Genomic DNA, 19,690 nt, shown 5'->3' on the forward strand with positions numbered 1-19,690 from the left:
TAAAGAATGCCGCGCGCGGACAAGCCAAACGGTTGTCTCGGGCGCGGGATGCTACATTATATTGGGCCGTCCGGCTGCTAATTACAGAATTTTCGGGCAGAAGGAAAGCCCGGAACGCGCTGTTCCGGGCTCGGCTGTTGCTGTCGAACGCAGTCGATTACTTGGGGAAATATTCCTTCCAGCGGCGGTCCACCAAAGCGGCGATGTCGGGACGGGTCTCCACCTCATCGGGATAGAACGGCTTCATCCGGGCGTCGACGACGAGCGGTCCCTCGTAACGGATCTTGTTGCGGACAATCGTCGAACGGGCGTACAGATCGTGCGCCGGGTCGAAGCGGGTAAAGACGGTCCAGAGGAAGCGGCTCTGGCTCTCGGCGATGGACGCGTCGTCCACGATGCAGATCATCGGCCAGTCGCGCAGATGCTCGTTTGCGTAGGGCAGCAGCTCTTCGCCCAGTTCCGGCCGCTCTTCAAAACCGGGGCCGGAAATGACCAGGCAGCCCGGGCAGAACGATTCGATCTTGGCAATGCCGGGGATGCCTTCGCCGCGGTACTCGCGCGGCAGGTCGCGCACCGGATCGCCGATGCCGAGCATGACCCCCTTGGAGCCGTGGTTGAACTTGCGCCCCGTGTAGTCGAGCGTATCGTTGGACGTGTCGTTGACAATCAACAGGTCGCGCTCCGGCTGGAAGCGGGCGAGGACGATTTCCAAAAAGTGCTTGAAGTTGCTCAAGTCGCACGGAACGTCCGTCACCATCAAAAACTTGGTCAGGGTCAACTGTCCTTCGCCCAGGATGCGGAAGGCGTGGGCCATCGCTTCCTTGTAGTAGCTCTCCCTGACGATCGCGCCGGCCAACGCGTGGAAACCGGTCTCGCCGTATGTCCACAGCGCCTTGACGCCGGGCATGACGATCGGGAAGAGCGGGGACAGCAGCCGCTGCAGGTACTCGCCGATGAAGAAGTCCTCCTGCCGCGGCTTGCCGACGACCGTGGCCGGGTAAATCGCGTCTTTGCGCCGCCACATCTGCTTCACGTGGAAGACGGGAAAGTCGTGCGTCCAGGAGTAGTAGCCAAAATGGTCGCCGAACGGTCCTTCCGGCCGGCGCACGTGCGGCGGGACTTCCCCGGCAAAGACGAATTCCGCTTCCGCCACGATCCGGTGCGGATGGTTGGGGACCTCGGCCAGCTTCAGCTTGTCACCCATCAGCAGGGAGGCGAATACCAGTTCCGGCACCATCTCCGGCAGCGGCGCGATGGCCGAGATGATCAGCGCCGGCGGTCCGCCGATCGTGAGCGTCACGGGGAGCGGCTGGTTCCGTTTTTCCGCCTCGTGGTAGTGGAAACCGCCGCCTTTGTGAATCTGCCAGTGCATGCCGGTCGTGTTTTTGTCGTAGATTTGGATGCGGTACATGCCCAGGTTGTGTTCTTTCGTCTCGGGGTGCTCCGTGTAGACGAGCGGCAGGGTGACGAACGGACCGCCGTCCAGATGCCAGCTTGTGAGCGCCGGCAGTTGGGTCATGTCCACGTCGGTCGTGGACAGTTCCATGACCGGTGCCTTCGATTGCGGCACCGTCCTGGTCCCGGTGCGCATGATCCCCATGAGCGGCGAACGCAGCTCCCACAATCCCGACAGCCTGGGCGGCAGGAGCTTGTCCAGGCCGTGCACCAGCTCCCGGATGATCGACTCCGGCTTGGGGCCAAACGCCATGTCGACCCGCTCCACGGTCCCGAACAGGTTGGTGACGACGGGAAACGACTTGCCTTTTACATTGGTAAACAGAAGAGCAGGTCCTCCGTCTTCGATTACGCGGCGGTGAATTTCCGCCAATTCCAAATACGGGTCAACCGGCGCGTCGATTTCCACCAACTGGCCGGAGCGCCGCAGTTGTTCCATAAACGAACGCAGGTTTGCGTGCATCTGTCGTAACCTCCACATCCCCTTCAATTCCCTCTCTACTGTACACGAACGGCGCTGGCGAATCTACCTTTTTTCCTGCGGGAGATGGTAAGATGAACGGGAGGTGAACCAACCATGATGTCGGCACGATTTCGCCTGACGCTGCAAACGCGGATGATTTTGCTGATGACGCTTGTCATCATCGTCATTATCGGGGCGATGGGCGCGGTGTTTTCTTCGATGATTGCCGCATCGATCGAAGACCAGGTGGGAAAACGCGCCCTGAGCGTGGCCAAGATCATGGCCCATCTGCCGCAGGTACGCGGTGCATTTGCCACCGGCCATCCCACGCAGATCATCCAGCCGATCGCCGAGAATGTGCGCATCCAGACGGACGCCGAGTTCGTCGTGGTGGGCGACCGGAAAGGGATACGCGTCGCCCATCCGCTGCCGGACCGCATCGGCAGGGAAATGGTGGGCGGCGACAACGAACCCGCGCTGCTGCACGGCCAGTCTTACGTTTCCAAAGCCGTGGGCAGCTTGGGACCGTCCCTGCGGGGAAAAGTGCCGATCCATAACGACGCGGGAGACGTGATCGGGATCGTCTCGGTCGGCTTTCTGCTGGAGGATATCGAAGCGGCGATCGACAGCTATCAGCGGAAGGTGCTACTGATCCTCGCCCTCGGCGTTCTCTTCGGCACGGCCGGTGCGATCTGGCTGAGCCGGTACTTCAAGCGGGCCATCCTCGGCCTGGAACCGGAGGAGATCGCCTCCTTGTACATGGAGCGAAATGCCGTGCTGGAATCGGTCCGCGAGGGGATCATCGCCATCAACCGCCACGGCAGGGTGACGATGGCCAACAAGGCGGCGATCCAGATCCTGGGCCTCCCGGACGAGGAGCTGCGGGACAGGCCGATCCTGGAGCTGCTGCCGGACAGCCGGATGCCGGAGGTGTTGGAGTCCGGGGAGCATCAATTGGACCGGGAGAGCACGATTGCCGGAAAAGAGATCCTCGTCAACCGCGTACCGATCAAGTGGATGGGCAGGGTGGTCGGCGTCGTCAGCAGCTTCCGCCCCAGATCCGAGATTGACCAGTTGGCGTCCGAACTGTCCCAGGCGCGGCGGTATGCGGACGTGCTGCGGGCGCAGACGCACGAATTTCACAATCTTCTGTATACGATCTCCGGCCTGCTGCAGTTGGGATCGATTCAGGAGGCCATCGAGCTGATCACGAGTGAGACTTCGGCGGAGCAGGAACTGGTCCTGTTCCTCGCCAAGCAGGTGCCCGACCCGCTGATCGGGGCGCTGCTTTTGGGCATGCACAATCGGGCCAAGGAACTGAAGATTCAGTTTTCCGTCAATCGCGACAGCCGGTTGAAGGAACTGCCAGCCGACGTCAATCGGCAGCAGGTGGTCGTGATGCTGGGCAACCTGATTCAAAACGCCTTGGAAGCGGTCGGGGAGAGCAGATCCGGACCCAACGTGGTGGAATGCTATCTGTCGGACGCCGGCAGCGAGATTTTGTTTGAAGTGGAAGACTCCGGACCGGGCGTGGACGACTCGATTCGCGAGAAGATTTTTGAACACGGCTTTTCGACCAAACCGGGCGAGCGGCGCGGCATCGGGCTGGCCAAGGTGAAAGGCATCGTCGAGGAGATGGGCGGGTATATCCTGGTCGGAAAAAGCGAGTGGGGCGGCGCGCTGTTTACGGTGTCGCTGGCAAAAGAACGGAGGGGAACACATGAAGCCGGTTGAGGTATTGATCGTGGAAGATGACATTCGCATCATCGACATTAATCGGCGGTTTGTGGAAAAGATCGCGGGATTTCGCGTCATCGCCACCGCGACCAGCGGGGAGGAGGCCAAGGAGCTGATCGCCAGTGCCAAGCCGCACCTGGTCCTCTTGGACGTCTATCTGCCGGACACGCTGGGGACCGAGCTGGTCTGGCAGATGCGGCAGCAGCACCGCGACGTGGACATCATCATGATCACCGCCGCCAAGGAAATCGAGATGGTGCAGCACGCCCTGCGCGGCGGGGTGTACGACTACATCGTCAAACCGCTGGTGTTTGAACGCTTCCGTGAGCGGCTGGAGAGCTACCGGGAGCACTTCTGGCGCACCCGGGAAGCGGGCGAAGTGGACCAGGAGGAGATCGACCGGATGCTGACCCGGCAGCTTGCGACAGCGAAGCCGCGCGATTCGCTCATCCCCAAGGGAATCGACGCGCTCACGCTGGACAAGGTGGTCAGCGCCATCAAACGGGCGGACAGGTCGGGCCTCTCCGCCGAAGAGGTGGGCAGGGAGATCGGCACCAGCCGCACCACGGCGCGGCGCTACCTGGAATACCTGGTGGCGGAAGGAAAGGCGCAGGCCGATCTGGTGTACGGCACAGTGGGACGGCCGGAGCGAAAATACAGGCTGCTGTGAGAAGTCTTCCCGGATGCGGGAAACAAGCGGTGCACATTATGAACAATATGGACGTAATATTCAAAATCTTTCTTATGAACAAAAACTGTTCAGCCACCTCCCGGCGTGCTACGTTTATCTCAGGTTGAATGCGCTTACAAAAAACGTTAGACAAGGGGGCTGCGGTATGAAAAAACGAATGGGTCTGATCGCGCTGTCCGTGGTGATGAGCCTGGCGCTCGCCGCGTGCGGCGGGGGGAACGGCACAGGAAGCTCCGCCTCCGGGCAGGGGGGCTCGGCCGGTTCCGGCTATCCGGACAAGCCGATCATCGTCGTCGCTCCGTCCGGCGCGGGAGGGGGCTGGGACAAGACCGCCCGCTCCGTCGCCAAGGTGCTGGGCGAGAGCAGGCTGGTCAGTCAGGCGATCACGGTGGAAAACAAGCCGGGCGGCGGCGGTGTGGTGTTCCTCGCCGAATACGTCAGCAAGGAAAAAGGGAACGCATACCGGCTGTTTGTCAGCTCGCCGCCGATCTTGATCAACCACAACAAAAAGGAGGGCAACAGCCCGTTCGGCTTCCGCGACGTCACGCCGCTGGCGCAGCTGACCAAGGACTACGGCGCCCTCGTGGTCAAGGCGGACTCGCCGTATCAGGACGTGAAGAGCTTGCTTGCGGCCATCAAGGAAAACCCGTCTGCCGTCACGGTGGCGGGCGGCTCGGCCCCCGGCTCGATGGACCACCTGATCGCCGTTTTGCCGGCAGCCAAATACGGCATCGATCCGAAAGCGGTCAAATACGTCTCCTACGACGGCGGCGGCGAAGCGATGGCGGCGCTGCTCGGCGGCAACGCGGACATGATCGCGACAGACGCATCCAGCGTGGGCGAGTACCTGAAAGCGGGCAAAATCCGCGTGCTGGGCGTCACGTCCCCGGAACGGCTGGGCGGTGATCTGAAGGACGTGCCGACGTTGAAAGAGCAGGGGATTGACGCGGAATTTAACATCTGGCGCGGCGTCTTTGGGCCGGCCCAGATGCCGGCTGACGCCAAGGCCTATTGGGATGCCAAATTGAAGGAGCTGTCCGAGAGCGAAGCGTGGAAAAAAGAGCTGGCCGCCAACGGCTGGGAGAGCGAATACCGGGATTCCGCCAGCTTTACGGCTTTCCTCGAAGCGCAGGACAAGTTGGTCAAGGAGCTGCTGACCTCTCTGGGCATGTCGAAGTAAGGGAGAGGGGCCCCCTTTCCTTCCTGTGGTCTTCCGTTTGTCATTCATCGCGAGGAGGTAACCATGAACAAGACATTTGACCGCGCGAGCAGCATCCTCTTTGCCTTGATCGGGGCGCTGTTTGTCGTGGAAAGCCGCAGCATTTCCACCAGCGCCTACGGCAGCGAAGTGGGGCCCAACCTCTTTCCGATGGGGCTGGGCATCCTTCTGATCCTGCTCGGTCTTCGCCTGTTTTGGGAGACGTTCCGCTACCGGGGGGCGGTCCCGTCCGCCGTTCCGCTCCGGCACAAGCGCTTTTTGCTGATGCTTTTGGCCACCGTTTTGTATGCCTGGTTCCTTGAAGAGATCGGATACGTCATCGGCACGTTTCTCTTTTTGCTGGCCGGGTTCCGGCTGATGGGCAGCGCTAGTTGGTGGAAGTCGGCCGCCGTCGCGCTCGCCTTTTCCGTCGGGGTCTACGCCGTCTACGTGCACATCTTGAAAGGGACGCTGCCAGGATTTCCGTCCTGGCTTGGCTTGTAGGGAGGGAGACGCATGGAGGCTTTGCAGTATCTGGCGGACGGCTTCACCATCGCCCTGCAGTGGCACAATCTCGTCTACGCCTTTGTCGGTGTGCTGATCGGGACGGCGGTCGGGGTGCTGCCCGGCATCGGCCCGATGAGCGGGGTGGCGCTGCTGCTGCCGGTCACCGCGTCGCTGACCAACGGGCTCACTCCCGACCAGGCCGCGGCGAGTGCGCTGATTCTCCTGGCTGGAGTCTACTACGGCGCGATGTACGGCGGTTCCACGACGTCGATCCTGCTCAATACGCCCGGCGAGTCGTCCTCCGTCGTCACGACGCTGGACGGCTATCAGATGGCAAGGCAGGGACGCGCGGGAGCGGCCCTGGCGATTGCGGCGATCGGCTCGTTCGTCGCCGGGCTGGTGGCGCTGGTGGCACTGGTGTTTTTGGCGCAGCCGCTGTCCGAAGTGGCCCTCACGTTCGGCCCGGCCGAATACTTTTCGCTGATGATTCTGGGGCTGTGCGCCGTCAGCGGCCTGGGCGGGAAGTCGATGACCAAGGCGCTGATCATGACCGTCTTCGGCCTGTTGCTGGCGACGATCGGAATCGACAACGTGTCCGGCGTGGCGCGGTTTACCTACGACATCCCCGACCTGTACCAGGGGTTGGAATTCCTGACGATTGCCGTCGGGCTGTTCGCGCTCGGCGAAGTGTTCAAGACCATTCTCGAGTCGGACGGAACGGAAGCCGAGATGATCAAGGTGGACCGCATCCTGCCGACCAAAGCCGATTTGAAACAGAGTGCCGCCCCGATCGCGCGGGGGTCCCTGTTGGGCTTTTTCATCGGCATCCTGCCGGGCGCGGGCGCGACGCTGGCGTCGTTTTTTTCCTACATCGTGGAGAAAAAGGTGAGCAGACAGCCGGAACGGTTCGGCAAAGGGGCGATCGAAGGCGTGGCCGCTCCGGAGTCGGCCAACAACGCGGCGTCCGGCGGAGCGATGATTCCGCTGTTGACGTTGGGGATTCCCGGCTCCGGGACGACGGCGATCCTCATGGGAGCGCTCCTGATGTACAACGTCCAGCCCGGTCCGCTGCTCTTTTCCGATCACCCGCAGGTGGCCTGGGGGCTGATCGCCAGCATGTTCATCGGCAACGTGATGCTGCTGGTGCTCAACATGCCGCTGGTCAAAGTCTTTGCCAAAATAATCGAGACGCCCCCGCAGTACCTGATCCCGCTGATCATCGCGATTTCCGTGTTCGGCGTCTACGCGGTGCAGGTCAGCACGTTTGACCTGATGCTGCTGATCGCCTGCGGGGTGGCGGGGTACGTACTGGCGAAAAACGATTTCCCGCTTGCGCCATTGGTGCTGGGCCTGGTGCTGGGGCCGATGATCGAAAACAACATGCGGCGCGCCCTCACGACATCCAACGGCGACTATCTGATTTTCCTGCAAAAGCCGCTTTCCGCCGTCTTTCTCGCCTGCGCGCTGTTGTGGCTGGTCGTGCCGATGCTGCTGAAGCTGCGCGGCCGTCAGGTAGTCGTCAACGAAGAAGCGTAACTCGCGCCGTTTCCCCCTGTTGGCAAAAACAGCTTGACAGGCGGCCCCTGGCACTCTATCCTTGGAAAAATTCCGCAGATCTGTTCTGTTTGCTGCAGCGAGCAGAACAGTTGAAGGAGGAGTGCTGCAGTCATGCTGGAGATTGATCCTGTCACGCTGGAAGGGGAGCGGGTACGGCTGGAACCGCTCGGCCGCCATCATGTGGACGGCTTGTGGGAAGCGGGACGATACGAGCAGATTTGGACGTACATGTCGGTTGTGTTCCGGCAGCCGGCCGACGCGGAACAATTTGTGAACCAGGCGCTGCTGGCGCAGGAGGCGGGAACCGAGCTGCCGTTTGCGATCGTGGATCGCCGGGATGAAAACGTGATCGGAAGTACCCGCTTTCTCAACATCTCCCGCAAGGACCGGGGGCTGGAGATCGGCTTTACCTGGCTGACGCCGTCCGTATGGAAGACGCCGGTCAATACGGAGTGCAAGTGGCTGCTCCTGCGCCACTGCTTTGAAACCCTGGGCTGCATCCGCGTCCAGTTGAAGACGGACGCCCGCAACCTCAACTCGCAGCGGGCGATCCAGCGCATCGGCGGCGTCCGCGAAGGCGTGCTGCGCAATCACATGATTGTCCGAGACGGGTACATCCGCGATTCCGTCTACTTTAGCATCCTCGACAGGGAGTGGCCGGCGGTGAAGAAGAACCTGCAAATGTTGCTGTTTGGTGAATAACGGGCCATCCCGATTGTGGCCGTCCCGTAAAGGTGTGTACAATAAGCGTGTGCGACACTGCAACGGGAATGAGGGTTACCATGAAACGGATACACGCTTCGGCCGGATACGTGCTGTTTGCCGGCGATCTGGCCGCCTTTCTGCTCTTTACCTACTATGGCAAACGGGCCCACGGGCTGCCTGCCGACGCCCCGGGCATTCTGGAAACGGCTGCTCCGTTTTTGCTCGGCTGGCTGGCCGCCGCGCTGCTGCTGAGGCTCTACAGCCCCAAAGCGTACGAGCGGCCGGGAAGACTGATCCTGATCACCGTGGCGGCGTGGACGGTGGCAGCGCCACTCGGCCTCATCATCCGCGCGCTGTGGCTGGGCACACCCATCACCCTGATGTTCGCGGCGGTCGCGTATGGGATCATGCTCGTTTTCCTCCTCGGCTGGCGCATCCCCTTTGGGATCGTTCACGCGCTGATTCGCCGCCGGACCGCGCCGCGCTGATAAAAGCCCGGACCTCTGGAGACGCTAGCCAGTGACGACAATCCAGGGGAGGTGGGCGCATGGGCAAGAACAACAACAGCAAGGATCTCGGGAAGAATCGCGGGAAGACGCTGGATGAGCACGATCAGAACACCAACCTGCGGCAGTCCCAACACAACGATCGGAACAAGTAGGAGAAACACGAAACCGCCGGTGAATCCGGCGGTTTTTCCTTGCGCGGATGTCTTTACTCTTTCCCACTTCACTCCTGTACGACCCGCAGCCGGGTGTCGAATGCGATTTGCGGGCTTGGCGGAGCCGCATCGGCTAGTGATATAATAATGGGAGTTTCTCAACAAGTGGAGGGAGCGACCGTGACCGAACCGATGCAGGACGTACAGCCGGTGACGCTGTCGACACAGGCGTTTTTGATTTTGTGCCGGCTGTTCGACGGCTGCTACGACGATATGAAGCAGCAGGAACCGATGCGAAATCTGGTGGAATCCATTGCCGATATCCTGTTGGCCGGGGTGCAGAAGCTGGAGGGGCGAGAGACGAAGCCGAAAACGGTCACGTTTCCGCTGACGCTGCCGCAATCGTTTTTGCTCCGTCGGCTGGTTGGAGAGATGCTGGCCCGCGTGCCGGAGGGCCAGGAGGACAAAACGGCGGGCTGGCTGCGGGAGTGCTTGTCGGCGCTGACAGAAGGGGCAGGGGCATATGGAACCCCGGCATCCTGAACTGCACGTCATCACCAGCGGCAGGCAGTCCCTCGATGAGGTGCTGAGGGTGGCGGAGGCCGCCTTTTTGAGCGGGATGGACTGCCTGCACATCCGCGAAAAGCAGCGGACCGCCCGGGAGTGCATGGAGTGGGTGGAAGCGCTGGCCCGGGTCATGCCCCGAGAGCGGATTCTGGTCAACGACCGGGTGGACGTGGCGGCGGCGGCCGGGTGCAGGGGGGCCCATCTCGCGTACCACAGCTTGACTCCGACGGAAGCCCGCCGGGTGTTGAAGCCGGGGCAGCGGATCGGCAGGTCGGTTCATTCGCTGGACGAAGCGCGGCAGGCGGCTGCGGAGGGAGCGGATTACCTCTTGTACGGTCACGTTTTTCCCAGTACGTCCAAACCCGGCTTGGCGCCGCGCGGAACGGACGAACTGCGGGAGATCGCTGCACAGGTGAGGATTCCCGTCATCGGCATCGGCGGGGTCACGCCGGAAAACGCCGGTCAGGTGCTGGCGGCGGGCTGCGCGGGGGTCGCCGTGCTGTCCGGCATTACGGCGGCGAGCGACCCGGCGGCGGCGGCGCGTGCGTACCGGGAGGCGCTGGATCGATGGAAGGAGAGTCAGGTATGAGAGACCGTGAACACTTGCGGAAAAGCATGCAGGTCTATTTTGTGGTGGGCACGCAGGATTGCGGCTATTCGACCGAGCGCACGCTGGCCATTGTCCGGGAGGCGCTGGCCGGAGGCGTCGGGACGCTGCAGCTGCGGGACAAGGGGAGCCGCCTGACGGACGAAGAGCGGTTTCGTCTGGGCCAGGAGATGAAGGCCCTGTGCCGGCAGTACGGGGCGCTGTTTGTCGTCAATGACGACGTGGAATTGGCCGTGCGGCTGGAAGCGGACGGCGTCCACGTCGGGCAGGACGACATGCCGCTCGCCCAGGTGCGGGAGCTGGTTGGCGAGCACATGTACATAGGCGTATCCGCCGGGACGGTGGAGGAAGCGCTGGCTGCCCAGGCAGGCGGAGCCGACTGCCTGGGGGTCGGAGCGATGTACGCGACCGCATCCAAACCGGACGCCGGGGAGCCGATTGGACCCGCGGGACTGCGGGCCATCCGGGAGGCGGTCGGGAGCGGACTGCCGATCGTCGGCATCGGCGGCATCACGCTGGACAATGCGCGGGACGTGCTGGCGGCGGGAGCGGATGGCGTCGCCGTCATCAGCGCGATCACCCGGGCCCCATCGCCCGCGGAAGCGGCCAGAGAACTGAAGCGCATCGCGGAAGATTTGGCGAACGGGCAGCCAAGCTGACCGCATAACGTACGGTAACGAACAAAACAGTGCCCTCCGAAGTGGCGAGGGAGGTGGAGAAGATGAAACATCGCATATACCGCATCGGGTACGAATGGGTCAGCAAGCGGGAGCTTTTGGAAAGGCTGCAGTTGACCGATTGCGTGTTGATCGAACACAGGAAGCTGTCCCCCGCGGCTGACGGCCTGACGGGGGAGACGGCCCCGGAGGATGAGCGGCACGCCGTGCTGATCCGCAGCCAGCGCCGTCCGGGGGAATGGATCACCTTCAACGGACTGTACGAAATCCAGTCCCGCGAGCCGATCCCATGGATTGATTCGCCGCTGGAGTACCATCAGTTCGGCACCGAACTGATTCCGGGCAACATCCGCCGGGAAAAGGCTCCTCAGGCGCGCATTCCGGCGCGGACCAAACTGCAGATCGCGGCCATCCGTCAGGAGACGGTGTTTGTCACGGTTCCCGGCCACCCGTCCCGCCGTTACGAAATGTCGCTGGCGCACGCCCGGTTCGCCAAAGACTTTCCCACGGAGCTGGAGCTGAAACTGCAGGTGTATGCGTTTCCGCCCCGCCATGACATCTTTGTCGACTGGCTCCTGAAAGAAGGGCGAAAGACGGGGATCATCATCCGGCCCAATCAGGAACGGGTGGAGCGCTCAGCGTTTCAGGTGTGGGACGAACTGCGCCAGGAATACGGGATCAGCGTCAGCGCCGCGCTGATCGCCATCAAACAGGCCTTGATCGTGCTGGACAGGGCCGGACTGGAGAGCGACTTTCCCTATCCGGTTCAGGATTTGTCCGACCTGTCGCTGTCCAACGACGCGGAGCGGGACGCCTTTTACTCGTATCATGCCGTCCGCTGCGCCATGGCGGCCGTCTCGGCGCTGCTGACGACCGATCCCAAGGACCCGCTGCAGGATTTGCTGCTGATGGACATCATGCTGGAACAGCAGATCAACCGCAGACGCGATTGAGCGTGTCTGCGGTTTTTTCGTTTCCCGCTTTTGCTGTATAATGGAAGAAAACAACAGGCAAAGGACGTGACGATCGTGTACGTATCGATGAACCGACTGAAAGTCCCGGACGATTACCGGGCCCATTTGGAAAAGGCGTTCAGCGAGAGCGGTGAACGCATGAAAAACGTGCCCGGCTTCCTGGAGTTTCTCTTCCTGGCGCCGACAGAGGGAGACGAGTACATCGTCTTTACCAAATGGACAAGCGAGCAGGACTTCCTCAACTGGACCCAGAGCGAGGCCTTCAAGCGGGCGCATGCGAACAGCAACCCGAACAGCCCGGTGCGCTCCGACCTGCGCACCTATCAAGTAAAAGCCCATTCGTAGCGCGGCAAAAGCACGACAGCAAAAGCATGCCAGCGGACAAGGCATTCGTCAGCCAAAACAGCAGGCGGGTGCCTTGCGTGGGTTCCTCCTTTCAACAGGTGTATATCCAGATAAGTTGAACAATAAACATTTTTTGCACAATTTTCGTCCGGATCGTGATATGATAGAGCGAGAGGAGAAAGCGTTTTCATGTATACCCTGTTGAGGAGGCAGTGAGAATGAATCGTGTGGAATCCGATTTTTCTCTGGTGCAGGTGCCCGTTCATCTCAGAGAGTTTGTTGTGGAACAGGATTACGAGCGGTACACGCCCGTCGACCATGCCGTCTGGCGTTACGTGATGCGGCAAAATCTCAGCTTTCTCAGCAAGACGGCCCACGCCGCTTACGTGGACGGGCTGCGTACGTCCGGTATCAGTGTGGAGCGCATCCCCAACATCCGGGAGATGAACGAAAGCCTGGCCCAAATCGGCTGGGGGGCCGTCACCATCAACGGCTTTATTCCGGCCGTGGCGTTTTTTGACTTCCAGGCGCACGGCATCCTGCCCATCGCCTGCGACATCCGCCAGTACGAGCACATCGCGTACACGCCGGCGCCCGACATCATCCACGAGGCGGCGGGACACGCGCCGATCATCAAAGACGAAAAGTACCGTTCTTACCTCAAATGCTTCGGTGAAATCGGCTCCCGCGCGCTTTCCTCCCGCGAGGATTACGAATTGTACGAGGCGATCCGGCTGCTGTCGATCGTCAAGGAAGATCCCCATTCCACCGAAGCGGAGATCCGGGCGGCGGAGTTGGAACTGGAGCAAAAAGCGCAGGCGGTTCAGGAAGTATCCGAGGCCAACCAGCTTGCCCGCCTCTACTGGTGGACGGTGGAATACGGGCTGATCGGCGACCTGGAGAATCCGCAGATTTACGGCGCCGGCCTGCTGTCATCGGTGGGGGAAAGCATGAGCTGCCTGAAAGACGACGTGCGGAAAATTCCCTTTTCCCTCCAGGCGTGCATCGAAACGGATTACGACATCACCAAACCGCAGCCGCAGTTGTTCGTCTGCAGGGATTTTGACGAGCTGATCGAAGCCGTGCAGGAATTTGCCAAAACCATGGCCATGTCCGTCGGCGGCACGGAGAGCCTGATCAAGGCGAGCAAAATGCCGCAGACGTCCACCTCGGTGTACAGTTCCGGTCTGCAGGTGAGCGGCGTGCTGAGCGAGCTGGAATTTGACGACAGGGGCGAAGCGGTCTACCTGAAGACGGCGGGACCGACTGCGCTGGCCGTGGGCGGCAAGGAACTTCCCGGTCACGGCAAGACCTGTCACGCGGAAGGCTTCGGCTCTCCGATCGGCCTGCTTGCCGGAGAACCCACCCCGCTGGAGGCGTTTACCGACGGGCAGCTTGAAGTGTACGGGATCGTTGCGGACCGGACAGCCACACTGACCTTTGCCTCCGGTGTACAGGTGGTCGGCAGAGTGGCGTACATTCGACGGGAAAACGGAAAGATCGTATTGATCGGATTTGACAACTGCACCGTCACCTACCGGGGAAAAACGCTGTTCCGGGCCGAGTGGGGGACGTACGACATGGCGGTCGGCGAAAAAATCGTCTCCGTCTTTGCGGGAGCGGCAGACCGCGAAGCGTTTGCCACCGGCACGCACAAGCCCTCAGCCGTCAACGCCAGACGCCCCGTGTACAGTCCGGAGCAAAAACGGCTGCACCGGTTGTATCAACGGGTGCGCGACATCCGCGAACAGGCCCCCGCGGCTGAGACGGCGCAGCGCGTACTGGCGGAGGTGGTGCGGGAAGCAGACGAGGCGTTTCCGGACGACTGGCTGATTCGTCTGGAAATCCTGGAAATTCTCCACGAACGCTGCCTGCTCCCGGACAAACAGGCACATCTTCGCCGCGCGTTGGAAGCGCTGCGTGAGAAAGACGGGGAACAGGCACAGTTGATCGATAACGGACTGTTGTTGATCGGAAAGTGATTCTCCGGCGGTAAAAGCGGCGTGAAACGTCCGAGCCGATCATCACGCCGCTTTACATGGCGACAACCTTTTGGCGATAATAGGAAATGAAGGACGAAATCCAAAATGGAAACAAGCATGAAGGAGCCAGTGGGAAGTGAAAAAACGTGTCTGTATGCGCGTAACCAGTCTGGCCCCTGATCTGGCGGCCAAAGCGTATTCGTTTTTGTCGAACCACAATCGAATCCCCGATCTGCTCACGGCAGACGACCCGCACACCCTGTCTCTTCTGGAACAGTTGATCAAGGGAGTGGCGGATTTCCTGGAAACGGGGAACGGTTTCATGCTGGAACAGCAGATGCGGGAGTTCGCGTTGAATCGGGTCAAGCAGGGCATGCCTCTCGCCAGCGTCCTGGAAATGATCCGGCTGGGACGTGACGTGATCGTGGAGCAGTTGCAGGCGGATGCGGAGCAGTTGATTCAAACGCCCGCGGAATGGCCCACATTTTCTTCCATGCAGATGGACGTGTTTCGTTTTGTCGACAAGCTTATAGACGCAGTGGTACAAACCTGTCAAATGAACGAGCGCGAGGACAAGCACCGGCCCGAGAACGCTCTCTCCGCCGGTGAACCGTTTACGGAAGTGGCGGAACAGGAACTCGTCCAGCTCGTCTTGAAGTCGACGGACATCGCCGTGCTGATGATCGACAAGGACTTGCGGATCGTGGAGGCCAACTACGCCCTGGCCGACCTGCTCCAGGTGGAGCGGGAGCAAATCATCGGCAAGCAGATCGACGAGATGTTTCGCCCGCGGGAATGCGAGCGCTTTCTGCAGTGGGTGGTGGAGCGCGGCCAGTCCGGCCATTATGTGGCGGAGTACAATGGCAAGTGGACAACGGTCAGCACCAGCCCGATTTATCACAAGGGGGAGCTGTGGGGAGCCATCGCCGTGCTGCGCAACATTACCGAGAGCAAGCGGTACGATGAGGAGCTGACCAAGCGGGAAGCGCTCGCCGCCGTGGGTCAACTGGCGGCCGGCATGGCTCATGAAATCCGCAACCCGCTGACCTCGATCAAAGGCTTTATTCAACTGCTGCGGGAACAGATGGAGACGGAGGGAAACCGATCGTATTTTTCCGTCATCCTGACCGAGATCGAGCGGATCGACGGGCTGCTGAACGACGTGCTCGTCCTGGCCCGCTACCGGGACGACAAGATCGTGGCCGAACGGTTTTTGGTGATGGAGGAAGTGCTGGGCGTGATTCGCCTGCTGGAGCCGGAGTCAAACAGACGGGGCATCCGGCTGGAACTGAACTGGTCCGGCGAACAGTGGCATGTCTACGGCTACCGCGCGCGAATTAAACAGGCGATTTTGAATATCCTGAAAAATGCGCTGGAGGCACTGGCTGCAAAAGGGTCGGTCGTTCAGGTGTCGGCGTACGCGTCGATCAATCAGGTCGTCATCACCGTGGAGGATGACGGCATGGGCTTGTCCGACAGCGTCAAGCAAAATCTGTTCGTGCCGTTTTACACGACCAAACCGGATGGAACGGGGCTGGGGCTGTCCACGACGCAGCGGATCATCGTCGATCACGGCGGCGAGATCTTCGCGGACAATTCGCCGCAGTTGGGCGGGGCGCGGTTTGAGGTTCGGCTGCCGATTTCCGTGCGGTAAAACGGGCGGCAGAGAAAGCAGGCACAGACCTCGTCCTGACTGACCCGCGGTGGGACGGATACATATCAACGAGAAAAAGACGGATGACTGCTTCATTCGTCTCTTTTGCATGGGAACGATCGGTCGAGAAAAGTTACCATAATGTATGTTATGTAAATAAAATTCCAACGTTTTTGAGGCAAAGTGTCCGAGCCACTTTTGGGACAAGGACCGCTTCCATTACAATAGTACAAAACGCTGCCCTCGGAGGTATTTATGAGTGGAAATCTTTCCGTACTGCTGGCCTTTGGCGCGGGTTTTCTTTCCTTCATTTCCCCGTGCTGTCTGCCGCTCTACCCTTCGTTTTTGTCCTATGTGACCGGCATCACCATGGACGAGGTGAAGAAGGGGAGGGCGGTCTTTCAACGGCAGGCTTTGCTGCATACCCTGTTTTTCATTCTCGGTTTTTCCATCGTCTTTGTCGCGCTGGGACTGTCCACGTCCTGGCTGGGCAGTCTGTTCGCCGAGAAAAAAGACCTGATCCGCCAACTGGGCGGCATTCTCCTGGCGGTGATCGGCCTGATCCTGCTCGGCGTGTTCCAAATGGACTGGATGATGCGGACGTGGAAGGTTGATTTAAAATCCCGCCCGTTGGGGTATACTGGGTCCATACTGGTCGGCATCACCTATGCGGCGGGGTGGACGCCGTGTGTAGGTCCGATCCTCTCCGGCATCATCGTGCTGGGCGTGACCGATCCGACCCGTGCGCTGACCTACACGCTGGCCTACACCCTGGGGTTTGCCATCCCGTTCTTCCTCATGACGTTTTTCATCAGCAAGGTCGGCGCGATTGTCAAGTACTCGGACCGGCTGATGAAACTGGGCGGTGCAGTCATGGTCCTGTTCGGCATCTTGTTGTATACCGATAAGCTGACGGAAATCACCCGCGTCCTGATTCAACTGTACGGAGGCTTTACCGGATTCTAAACGAGGTGAAGAGATGAAAAGACTGCTGCTCGCAATGTTTGTAGCCCTCTCTGTCGGACTGGTCGTCTGGCCGCAAACGGGACAAAGCCCGACGGTCATGGCGGAACCGAAAGCGGAACAAAAGCCGGTACAGGGTTACGAAGCCCCCCATTTCACCCTGACCGGGATGGACAAGCAGACGTACCAGCTCAACGGCAAGCGCAGCAAGCCGCTCATCCTGAATTTCTGGGCCTCCTGGTGCGGTCCGTGCCGGATGGAAGCCCCGGAACTGCGCAAGTTCTACCAGAAATTCGGACAGCAGGTGGATCTGTACGCCATCAACGTGACCAGTGACGACAGCGTGGACGGCGCGAAAACCTTTGTGCAGACGTACGAGCTGCCGTTTCCCGTGCCGATGGACATGACCGGCGAAGTCGCCAACCGTTACCGGATTCAGGCGTTTCCCACCACGTATCTGATCGATCGGCAGGGAATCGTCCGCAAAACCATCATCGGCATGATCGACGCGTCCGTTCTGGAGCAGGAAGTACGCAAACTGCTGGCCGAGAAGCCCTGACCGCTGCACATCGCGGCGGTTTTTCTTTTGGGCCACCCGGTCCTGCCGGAGCAGCCATTCACAGCCGCTCCTTCTTCCATTTGAAAGGCTGAACCTGGTGATACGTGCGGAGCCGATGGCGGTATCATGTCGGGGCGGTACGCGGCGCATTTGTTCAGTCGGTCAGCCCGGCAGCGGCGGATGGTTTTACCCGTCTGCCCAGGGTGAACGGGAGGTAAAGCACGTAAAACAACACGAGAGCCACCGCTTCAAGCGAGAGGATGTACCACGGATACGGTCCCAAATAGTCAAGCAGGCTGGGGTTGGCCGGTTTTTGGGAGAGAAACATGTAGTTGCCTCCCGTCACATGGTTGACCACCACAACGACGGGCAGGAGCAGGTTGAGAAAGCCCATCGCTTTCCACAGGGAGCGGTGGGTGGGCCGATACTGTTCCACCCAGGTCATGTGAAGACACGCCAGGATGATGGCCGCATGGGCGATAAAAAAGTGGAAAAAGCGAAAATGGGGAAAGGGATAAAACAGGTCGGGAGTAAGAAGCGCCTGCCCGGCTCCGCCCAGCCCCGTGAAATAGGTGATTTCGTACAGCCGGTAACTCTTTCTCACGAGCATCAGCACCGACAGCAGCAGCGACACGCTGCACAACTGCAGCGGCAGGGTATAGGCAGCCGACCAGCACCCGGTCAGCACGTGCCACCACTGAAAGGAAAGTTCCGTCGCCAGGAGAAGGGCCGCGAGCGACAAACGAAGAACGCGGTTCGCCGCGCGTTTCCTCCACCTGGCTCGGGAAAGGTACAGGATCAGCGCGGCACAGCACAAGAGTCCCAGTGCGGCCAGATGGGGAACGGAAAACAGGCGAAACGGTTCCCCGGTAATGGTGTAGGAAAGAAAAGGTGAAGTCATCGCGCATCCTCCCTGAAGGTGCCGGTTGGCCAATGTGACGGTCGGGTTCCTTTCATGGTGTCGGCTAACCAGATTGTAAAACATTCCGATTCATACGACAAATCGGAGTGCCGGAGCCGTAACGATTCCCGAACAGGCTTCCTTCACAGGCGCAGCCGCGTGCAAACCTCGTGGGTGATTTTTAAAAACGAATACCTTGCATTATATAGTAATATGCATTATAGTGAAAACAGGAGGTGACCCTTTTGGAGATCAATAAAGAAGTGCTGAAAGGTCATATTGATACGATTATTCTTTCGCTGTTGTACAGCAGGGATATGTATGGATATGAGTTGGCGAAATGCGTTCGGGAAAAAAGCGGCGGACAATTCGAGATAAAGGAGGGAACACTGTATCTGTCGTTGAAGCGGCTGGAAAAACATAAATGGATTGAATCGTACTGGGGAGACGAGCAAGGTCCAGGCGGAAGACGAAAATATTATACCCTTACGTCGCTTGGGAAAGAGGCATTCGAAGAAAAACGTGCGGAGTGGCAGTTTGTGAAAACCATGATGGATTCGTTTTTGGGAGGGGGAGAAAACAAATGAAGCAAATTGAAGCTTTTGTCGATTCGGTGTATCAACATGTAGGGGGGAATGAACAGGAGATACAAGAATTAAAGGCAGAAATGAAAAGTCATTTGTTGGAAGCCGTTGACGAATTAAAACGAGAGGGAAAATCAGAGCAGGAAGCCATTGCAATTGCCATTGACCGATTTGGCGGGGAGAAAGAAATGCGTGCTGTTGTGGGTCAATTGTTTACCACACAGAAAATATTTGCAAAACGGGTGCTTTCGATCGCAGTCACCATCTTTGTCCTTACTTCCATTGCATGTGGAGTGTTATGGGCAGTTGACAACGGACATCGGAAGGAAAACCTCGCTGTCGCGGAGCAAATAGTCGGAATGTTAGGAAAGAAAGAAGCGATTTCCGACGACATGAAACAGGACATAAAAACCTTGGTACATGAGAAAGAACAGATTGTCCACCTTCAAATCTATCACATGGATGATGTGAAAAGGGAAACCGAAACGGGCATCCACTCCTACCATCGAAATGAAGCGATACCCGCCTACCAGTACGAAAAATCGGTATCGGCTCCTGATTGGATGCTGATGGACCTGGGGTATGATATAGGCGGTGCCGACTGGTACGTGCATATGGAATCAAAGCGGATTTTTCCGGTGATCCCCTTTGTGTTCTTTGTAGGTGCTGCGATTTACGCGACATTGTTCACGATTTGGGCATCGATCAATGCGTATCATCATGGCCGGTTGCACATGGGGTGGATCCTTGTCTTTGCCTTCTGTAACGTGTTGGGGTATTTGGTTTACGAGTGGATGGGGAAACGGGCAGCCAGAAACGAATGGAGATGGCGTCCCCTGCATGAATGAAAGGTGCTTCGATACGTACATGAGAAGGAGCCTGGATTCCCGGCTCCTTTTTTGT

At 59.5% G+C, this 19,690-nt stretch carries 20 protein-coding genes; 18 read left to right on the top strand and 2 right to left on the bottom strand.

All coding sequences use genetic code 11. The annotated features are described in order from the left end of the window. Positions 1 to 157 precede the first annotated feature (157 nt). Entirely contained in the window at positions 158 to 1,918 is a 1,761-nt protein-coding gene (locus M516_RS0110700) for a menaquinone biosynthesis decarboxylase (protein WP_029099122.1), read from the bottom strand. A gap of 114 nt (positions 1,919 to 2,032) precedes the next feature. Between M516_RS0110700 and M516_RS0110705 the strand changes: the two genes are divergently transcribed. From M516_RS0110705 to M516_RS0110785, 16 genes are all read left to right on the top strand, one after another. Further along, complete coding sequence (locus M516_RS0110705) at positions 2,033 to 3,652, top strand: ATP-binding protein (protein WP_035289438.1); 1,620 nt, start codon at positions 2,033 to 2,035, stop codon at positions 3,650 to 3,652. Then, positions 3,639 to 4,325 (top strand): response regulator, encoded by a 687-nt coding sequence (locus tag M516_RS0110710; RefSeq protein WP_029099124.1) that lies wholly within the window; start codon positions 3,639 to 3,641, stop codon positions 4,323 to 4,325. The genes M516_RS0110705 and M516_RS0110710 overlap by 14 nt, the downstream gene beginning before the upstream one ends. A 166-nt stretch (positions 4,326 to 4,491) precedes the next feature. Next, positions 4,492 to 5,526, top strand: coding sequence for a tripartite tricarboxylate transporter substrate binding protein (locus M516_RS0110715; protein WP_029099125.1), 1,035 nt, complete (start codon positions 4,492 to 4,494; stop codon positions 5,524 to 5,526). A 63-nt stretch (positions 5,527 to 5,589) separates the two neighbouring features. Continuing rightward, positions 5,590 to 6,048, top strand: coding sequence for a tripartite tricarboxylate transporter TctB family protein (locus M516_RS0110720; RefSeq protein WP_029099126.1), 459 nt, complete (start codon positions 5,590 to 5,592; stop codon positions 6,046 to 6,048). Positions 6,049 to 6,060: 12 nt separating this feature from the next. Continuing rightward, positions 6,061 to 7,587 (top strand): tripartite tricarboxylate transporter permease, encoded by a 1,527-nt coding sequence (locus tag M516_RS0110725; protein WP_029099127.1) that lies wholly within the window; start codon positions 6,061 to 6,063, stop codon positions 7,585 to 7,587. A gap of 132 nt (positions 7,588 to 7,719) precedes the next feature. Then, on the top strand, positions 7,720 to 8,310 hold the full coding sequence (locus M516_RS0110730; protein ID WP_029099128.1) for a GNAT family N-acetyltransferase: 591 nt from the start codon (positions 7,720 to 7,722) through the stop codon (positions 8,308 to 8,310). Between the two features lie 80 nt (positions 8,311 to 8,390). Next, entirely contained in the window at positions 8,391 to 8,801 is a 411-nt protein-coding gene (locus tag M516_RS0110735) for a DUF3054 domain-containing protein (RefSeq protein WP_029099129.1), read from the top strand. 353 nt (positions 8,802 to 9,154) lie between these two features. Then, positions 9,155 to 9,517 carry a hypothetical protein gene (locus M516_RS0110745; RefSeq protein ID WP_029099130.1) on the top strand — a complete coding sequence of 121 codons (363 nt, stop codon included), beginning with the start codon at positions 9,155 to 9,157 and terminating at the stop codon, positions 9,515 to 9,517. Further along, positions 9,498 to 10,130: a thiamine phosphate synthase gene (thiE, locus tag M516_RS0110750; protein WP_029099131.1), complete on the top strand. Its 633-nt coding sequence runs from the start codon at positions 9,498 to 9,500 to the stop codon at positions 10,128 to 10,130. Before M516_RS0110745 ends, thiE (M516_RS0110750) begins: the two co-directional genes overlap by 20 nt. Further along, a complete protein-coding gene (gene thiE / locus M516_RS0110755; RefSeq protein ID WP_029099132.1) occupies positions 10,127 to 10,807 on the top strand; it encodes a thiamine phosphate synthase in 681 nt (226 codons plus the stop codon). Before thiE (M516_RS0110750) ends, thiE (M516_RS0110755) begins: the two co-directional genes overlap by 4 nt. A gap of 62 nt (positions 10,808 to 10,869) precedes the next feature. Next, positions 10,870 to 11,778, top strand: a complete 909-nt coding sequence (locus M516_RS0110760; RefSeq protein WP_029099133.1) for a hypothetical protein — start codon at positions 10,870 to 10,872, stop codon at positions 11,776 to 11,778. 75 nt (positions 11,779 to 11,853) lie between these two features. Then, positions 11,854 to 12,144 (top strand): antibiotic biosynthesis monooxygenase family protein, encoded by a 291-nt coding sequence (locus M516_RS0110765; RefSeq protein ID WP_029099134.1) that lies wholly within the window; start codon positions 11,854 to 11,856, stop codon positions 12,142 to 12,144. 218 nt (positions 12,145 to 12,362) lie between these two features. After that, positions 12,363 to 14,126: an aromatic amino acid hydroxylase gene (locus M516_RS0110770; RefSeq protein WP_029099135.1), complete on the top strand. Its 1,764-nt coding sequence runs from the start codon at positions 12,363 to 12,365 to the stop codon at positions 14,124 to 14,126. 136 nt (positions 14,127 to 14,262) lie between these two features. Further along, the gene (locus tag M516_RS0110775; protein WP_029099136.1) at positions 14,263 to 15,780 is read left to right on the top strand and encodes a two-component system sensor histidine kinase NtrB; all 1,518 of its coding nucleotides are present in this window, start codon (positions 14,263 to 14,265) and stop codon (positions 15,778 to 15,780) included. Between the two features lie 255 nt (positions 15,781 to 16,035). Then, positions 16,036 to 16,746, top strand: coding sequence for a cytochrome c biogenesis CcdA family protein (locus tag M516_RS0110780; protein ID WP_029099137.1), 711 nt, complete (start codon positions 16,036 to 16,038; stop codon positions 16,744 to 16,746). Between the two features lie 13 nt (positions 16,747 to 16,759). Continuing rightward, positions 16,760 to 17,302, top strand: a complete 543-nt coding sequence (locus tag M516_RS0110785) for a TlpA family protein disulfide reductase (protein ID WP_029099138.1) — start codon at positions 16,760 to 16,762, stop codon at positions 17,300 to 17,302. A 154-nt stretch (positions 17,303 to 17,456) separates the two neighbouring features. Here the strand turns inward: M516_RS0110785 and M516_RS0110790 are convergent, their stop codons facing one another. Then, positions 17,457 to 18,203 (bottom strand): YwaF family protein, encoded by a 747-nt coding sequence (locus M516_RS0110790; protein WP_029099139.1) that lies wholly within the window; start codon positions 18,201 to 18,203, stop codon positions 17,457 to 17,459. A 245-nt stretch (positions 18,204 to 18,448) separates the two neighbouring features. On the opposite strand from M516_RS0110790, the gene M516_RS0110795 reads away from it, so the two are divergent. Together M516_RS0110795 and M516_RS0110800 are read left to right on the top strand one after the other, a co-directional pair. Beyond that, complete coding sequence (locus M516_RS0110795; protein WP_029099140.1) at positions 18,449 to 18,790, top strand: PadR family transcriptional regulator; 342 nt, start codon at positions 18,449 to 18,451, stop codon at positions 18,788 to 18,790. After that, positions 18,787 to 19,635, top strand: a complete 849-nt coding sequence (locus tag M516_RS0110800) for a permease prefix domain 1-containing protein (protein ID WP_029099141.1) — start codon at positions 18,787 to 18,789, stop codon at positions 19,633 to 19,635. The genes M516_RS0110795 and M516_RS0110800 overlap by 4 nt, the downstream gene beginning before the upstream one ends. Positions 19,636 to 19,690: the final 55 nt, after the last annotated feature.

It is taken from the genome of Brevibacillus thermoruber 423, from assembly GCF_000454065.1.
GTDB classification, from domain to species: Bacteria; Bacillota; Bacilli; order Brevibacillales; family Brevibacillaceae; genus Brevibacillus; species Brevibacillus thermoruber.

Excerpts from the sequence above, each read along its gene's own strand:
- M516_RS0110780 (WP_029099137.1), top strand. The coding sequence starts at position 16,036 with ATGAGTGGAAATCTTTCCGTACTGCTGGCCTTTGGCGCGGGTTTTCTT.
- M516_RS0110800 (WP_029099141.1), top strand. The coding sequence starts at position 18,787 with ATGAAGCAAATTGAAGCTTTTGTCGATTCGGTGTATCAACATGTAGGG.
- M516_RS0110760 (WP_029099133.1), top strand. The coding sequence starts at position 10,870 with ATGAAACATCGCATATACCGCATCGGGTACGAATGGGTCAGCAAGCGG.
- M516_RS0110705 (WP_035289438.1), top strand. The coding sequence starts at position 2,033 with ATGATGTCGGCACGATTTCGCCTGACGCTGCAAACGCGGATGATTTTG.
- M516_RS0110725 (WP_029099127.1), top strand. The coding sequence starts at position 6,061 with ATGGAGGCTTTGCAGTATCTGGCGGACGGCTTCACCATCGCCCTGCAG.
- M516_RS0110710 (WP_029099124.1), top strand. The coding sequence starts at position 3,639 with ATGAAGCCGGTTGAGGTATTGATCGTGGAAGATGACATTCGCATCATC.
- M516_RS0110790 (WP_029099139.1), bottom strand. The coding sequence starts at position 18,203 with ATGACTTCACCTTTTCTTTCCTACACCATTACCGGGGAACCGTTTCGC.
- M516_RS0110715 (WP_029099125.1), top strand. The coding sequence starts at position 4,492 with ATGAAAAAACGAATGGGTCTGATCGCGCTGTCCGTGGTGATGAGCCTG.
- M516_RS0110735 (WP_029099129.1), top strand. The coding sequence starts at position 8,391 with ATGAAACGGATACACGCTTCGGCCGGATACGTGCTGTTTGCCGGCGAT.
- M516_RS0110730 (WP_029099128.1), top strand. The coding sequence starts at position 7,720 with ATGCTGGAGATTGATCCTGTCACGCTGGAAGGGGAGCGGGTACGGCTG.
- M516_RS0110700 (WP_029099122.1), bottom strand. The coding sequence starts at position 1,918 with ATGCACGCAAACCTGCGTTCGTTTATGGAACAACTGCGGCGCTCCGGC.
- thiE (WP_029099132.1), top strand. The coding sequence starts at position 10,127 with ATGAGAGACCGTGAACACTTGCGGAAAAGCATGCAGGTCTATTTTGTG.
- M516_RS0110770 (WP_029099135.1), top strand. The coding sequence starts at position 12,363 with ATGAATCGTGTGGAATCCGATTTTTCTCTGGTGCAGGTGCCCGTTCAT.
- thiE (WP_029099131.1), top strand. The coding sequence starts at position 9,498 with ATGGAACCCCGGCATCCTGAACTGCACGTCATCACCAGCGGCAGGCAG.
- M516_RS0110785 (WP_029099138.1), top strand. The coding sequence starts at position 16,760 with ATGAAAAGACTGCTGCTCGCAATGTTTGTAGCCCTCTCTGTCGGACTG.
- M516_RS0110720 (WP_029099126.1), top strand. The coding sequence starts at position 5,590 with ATGAACAAGACATTTGACCGCGCGAGCAGCATCCTCTTTGCCTTGATC.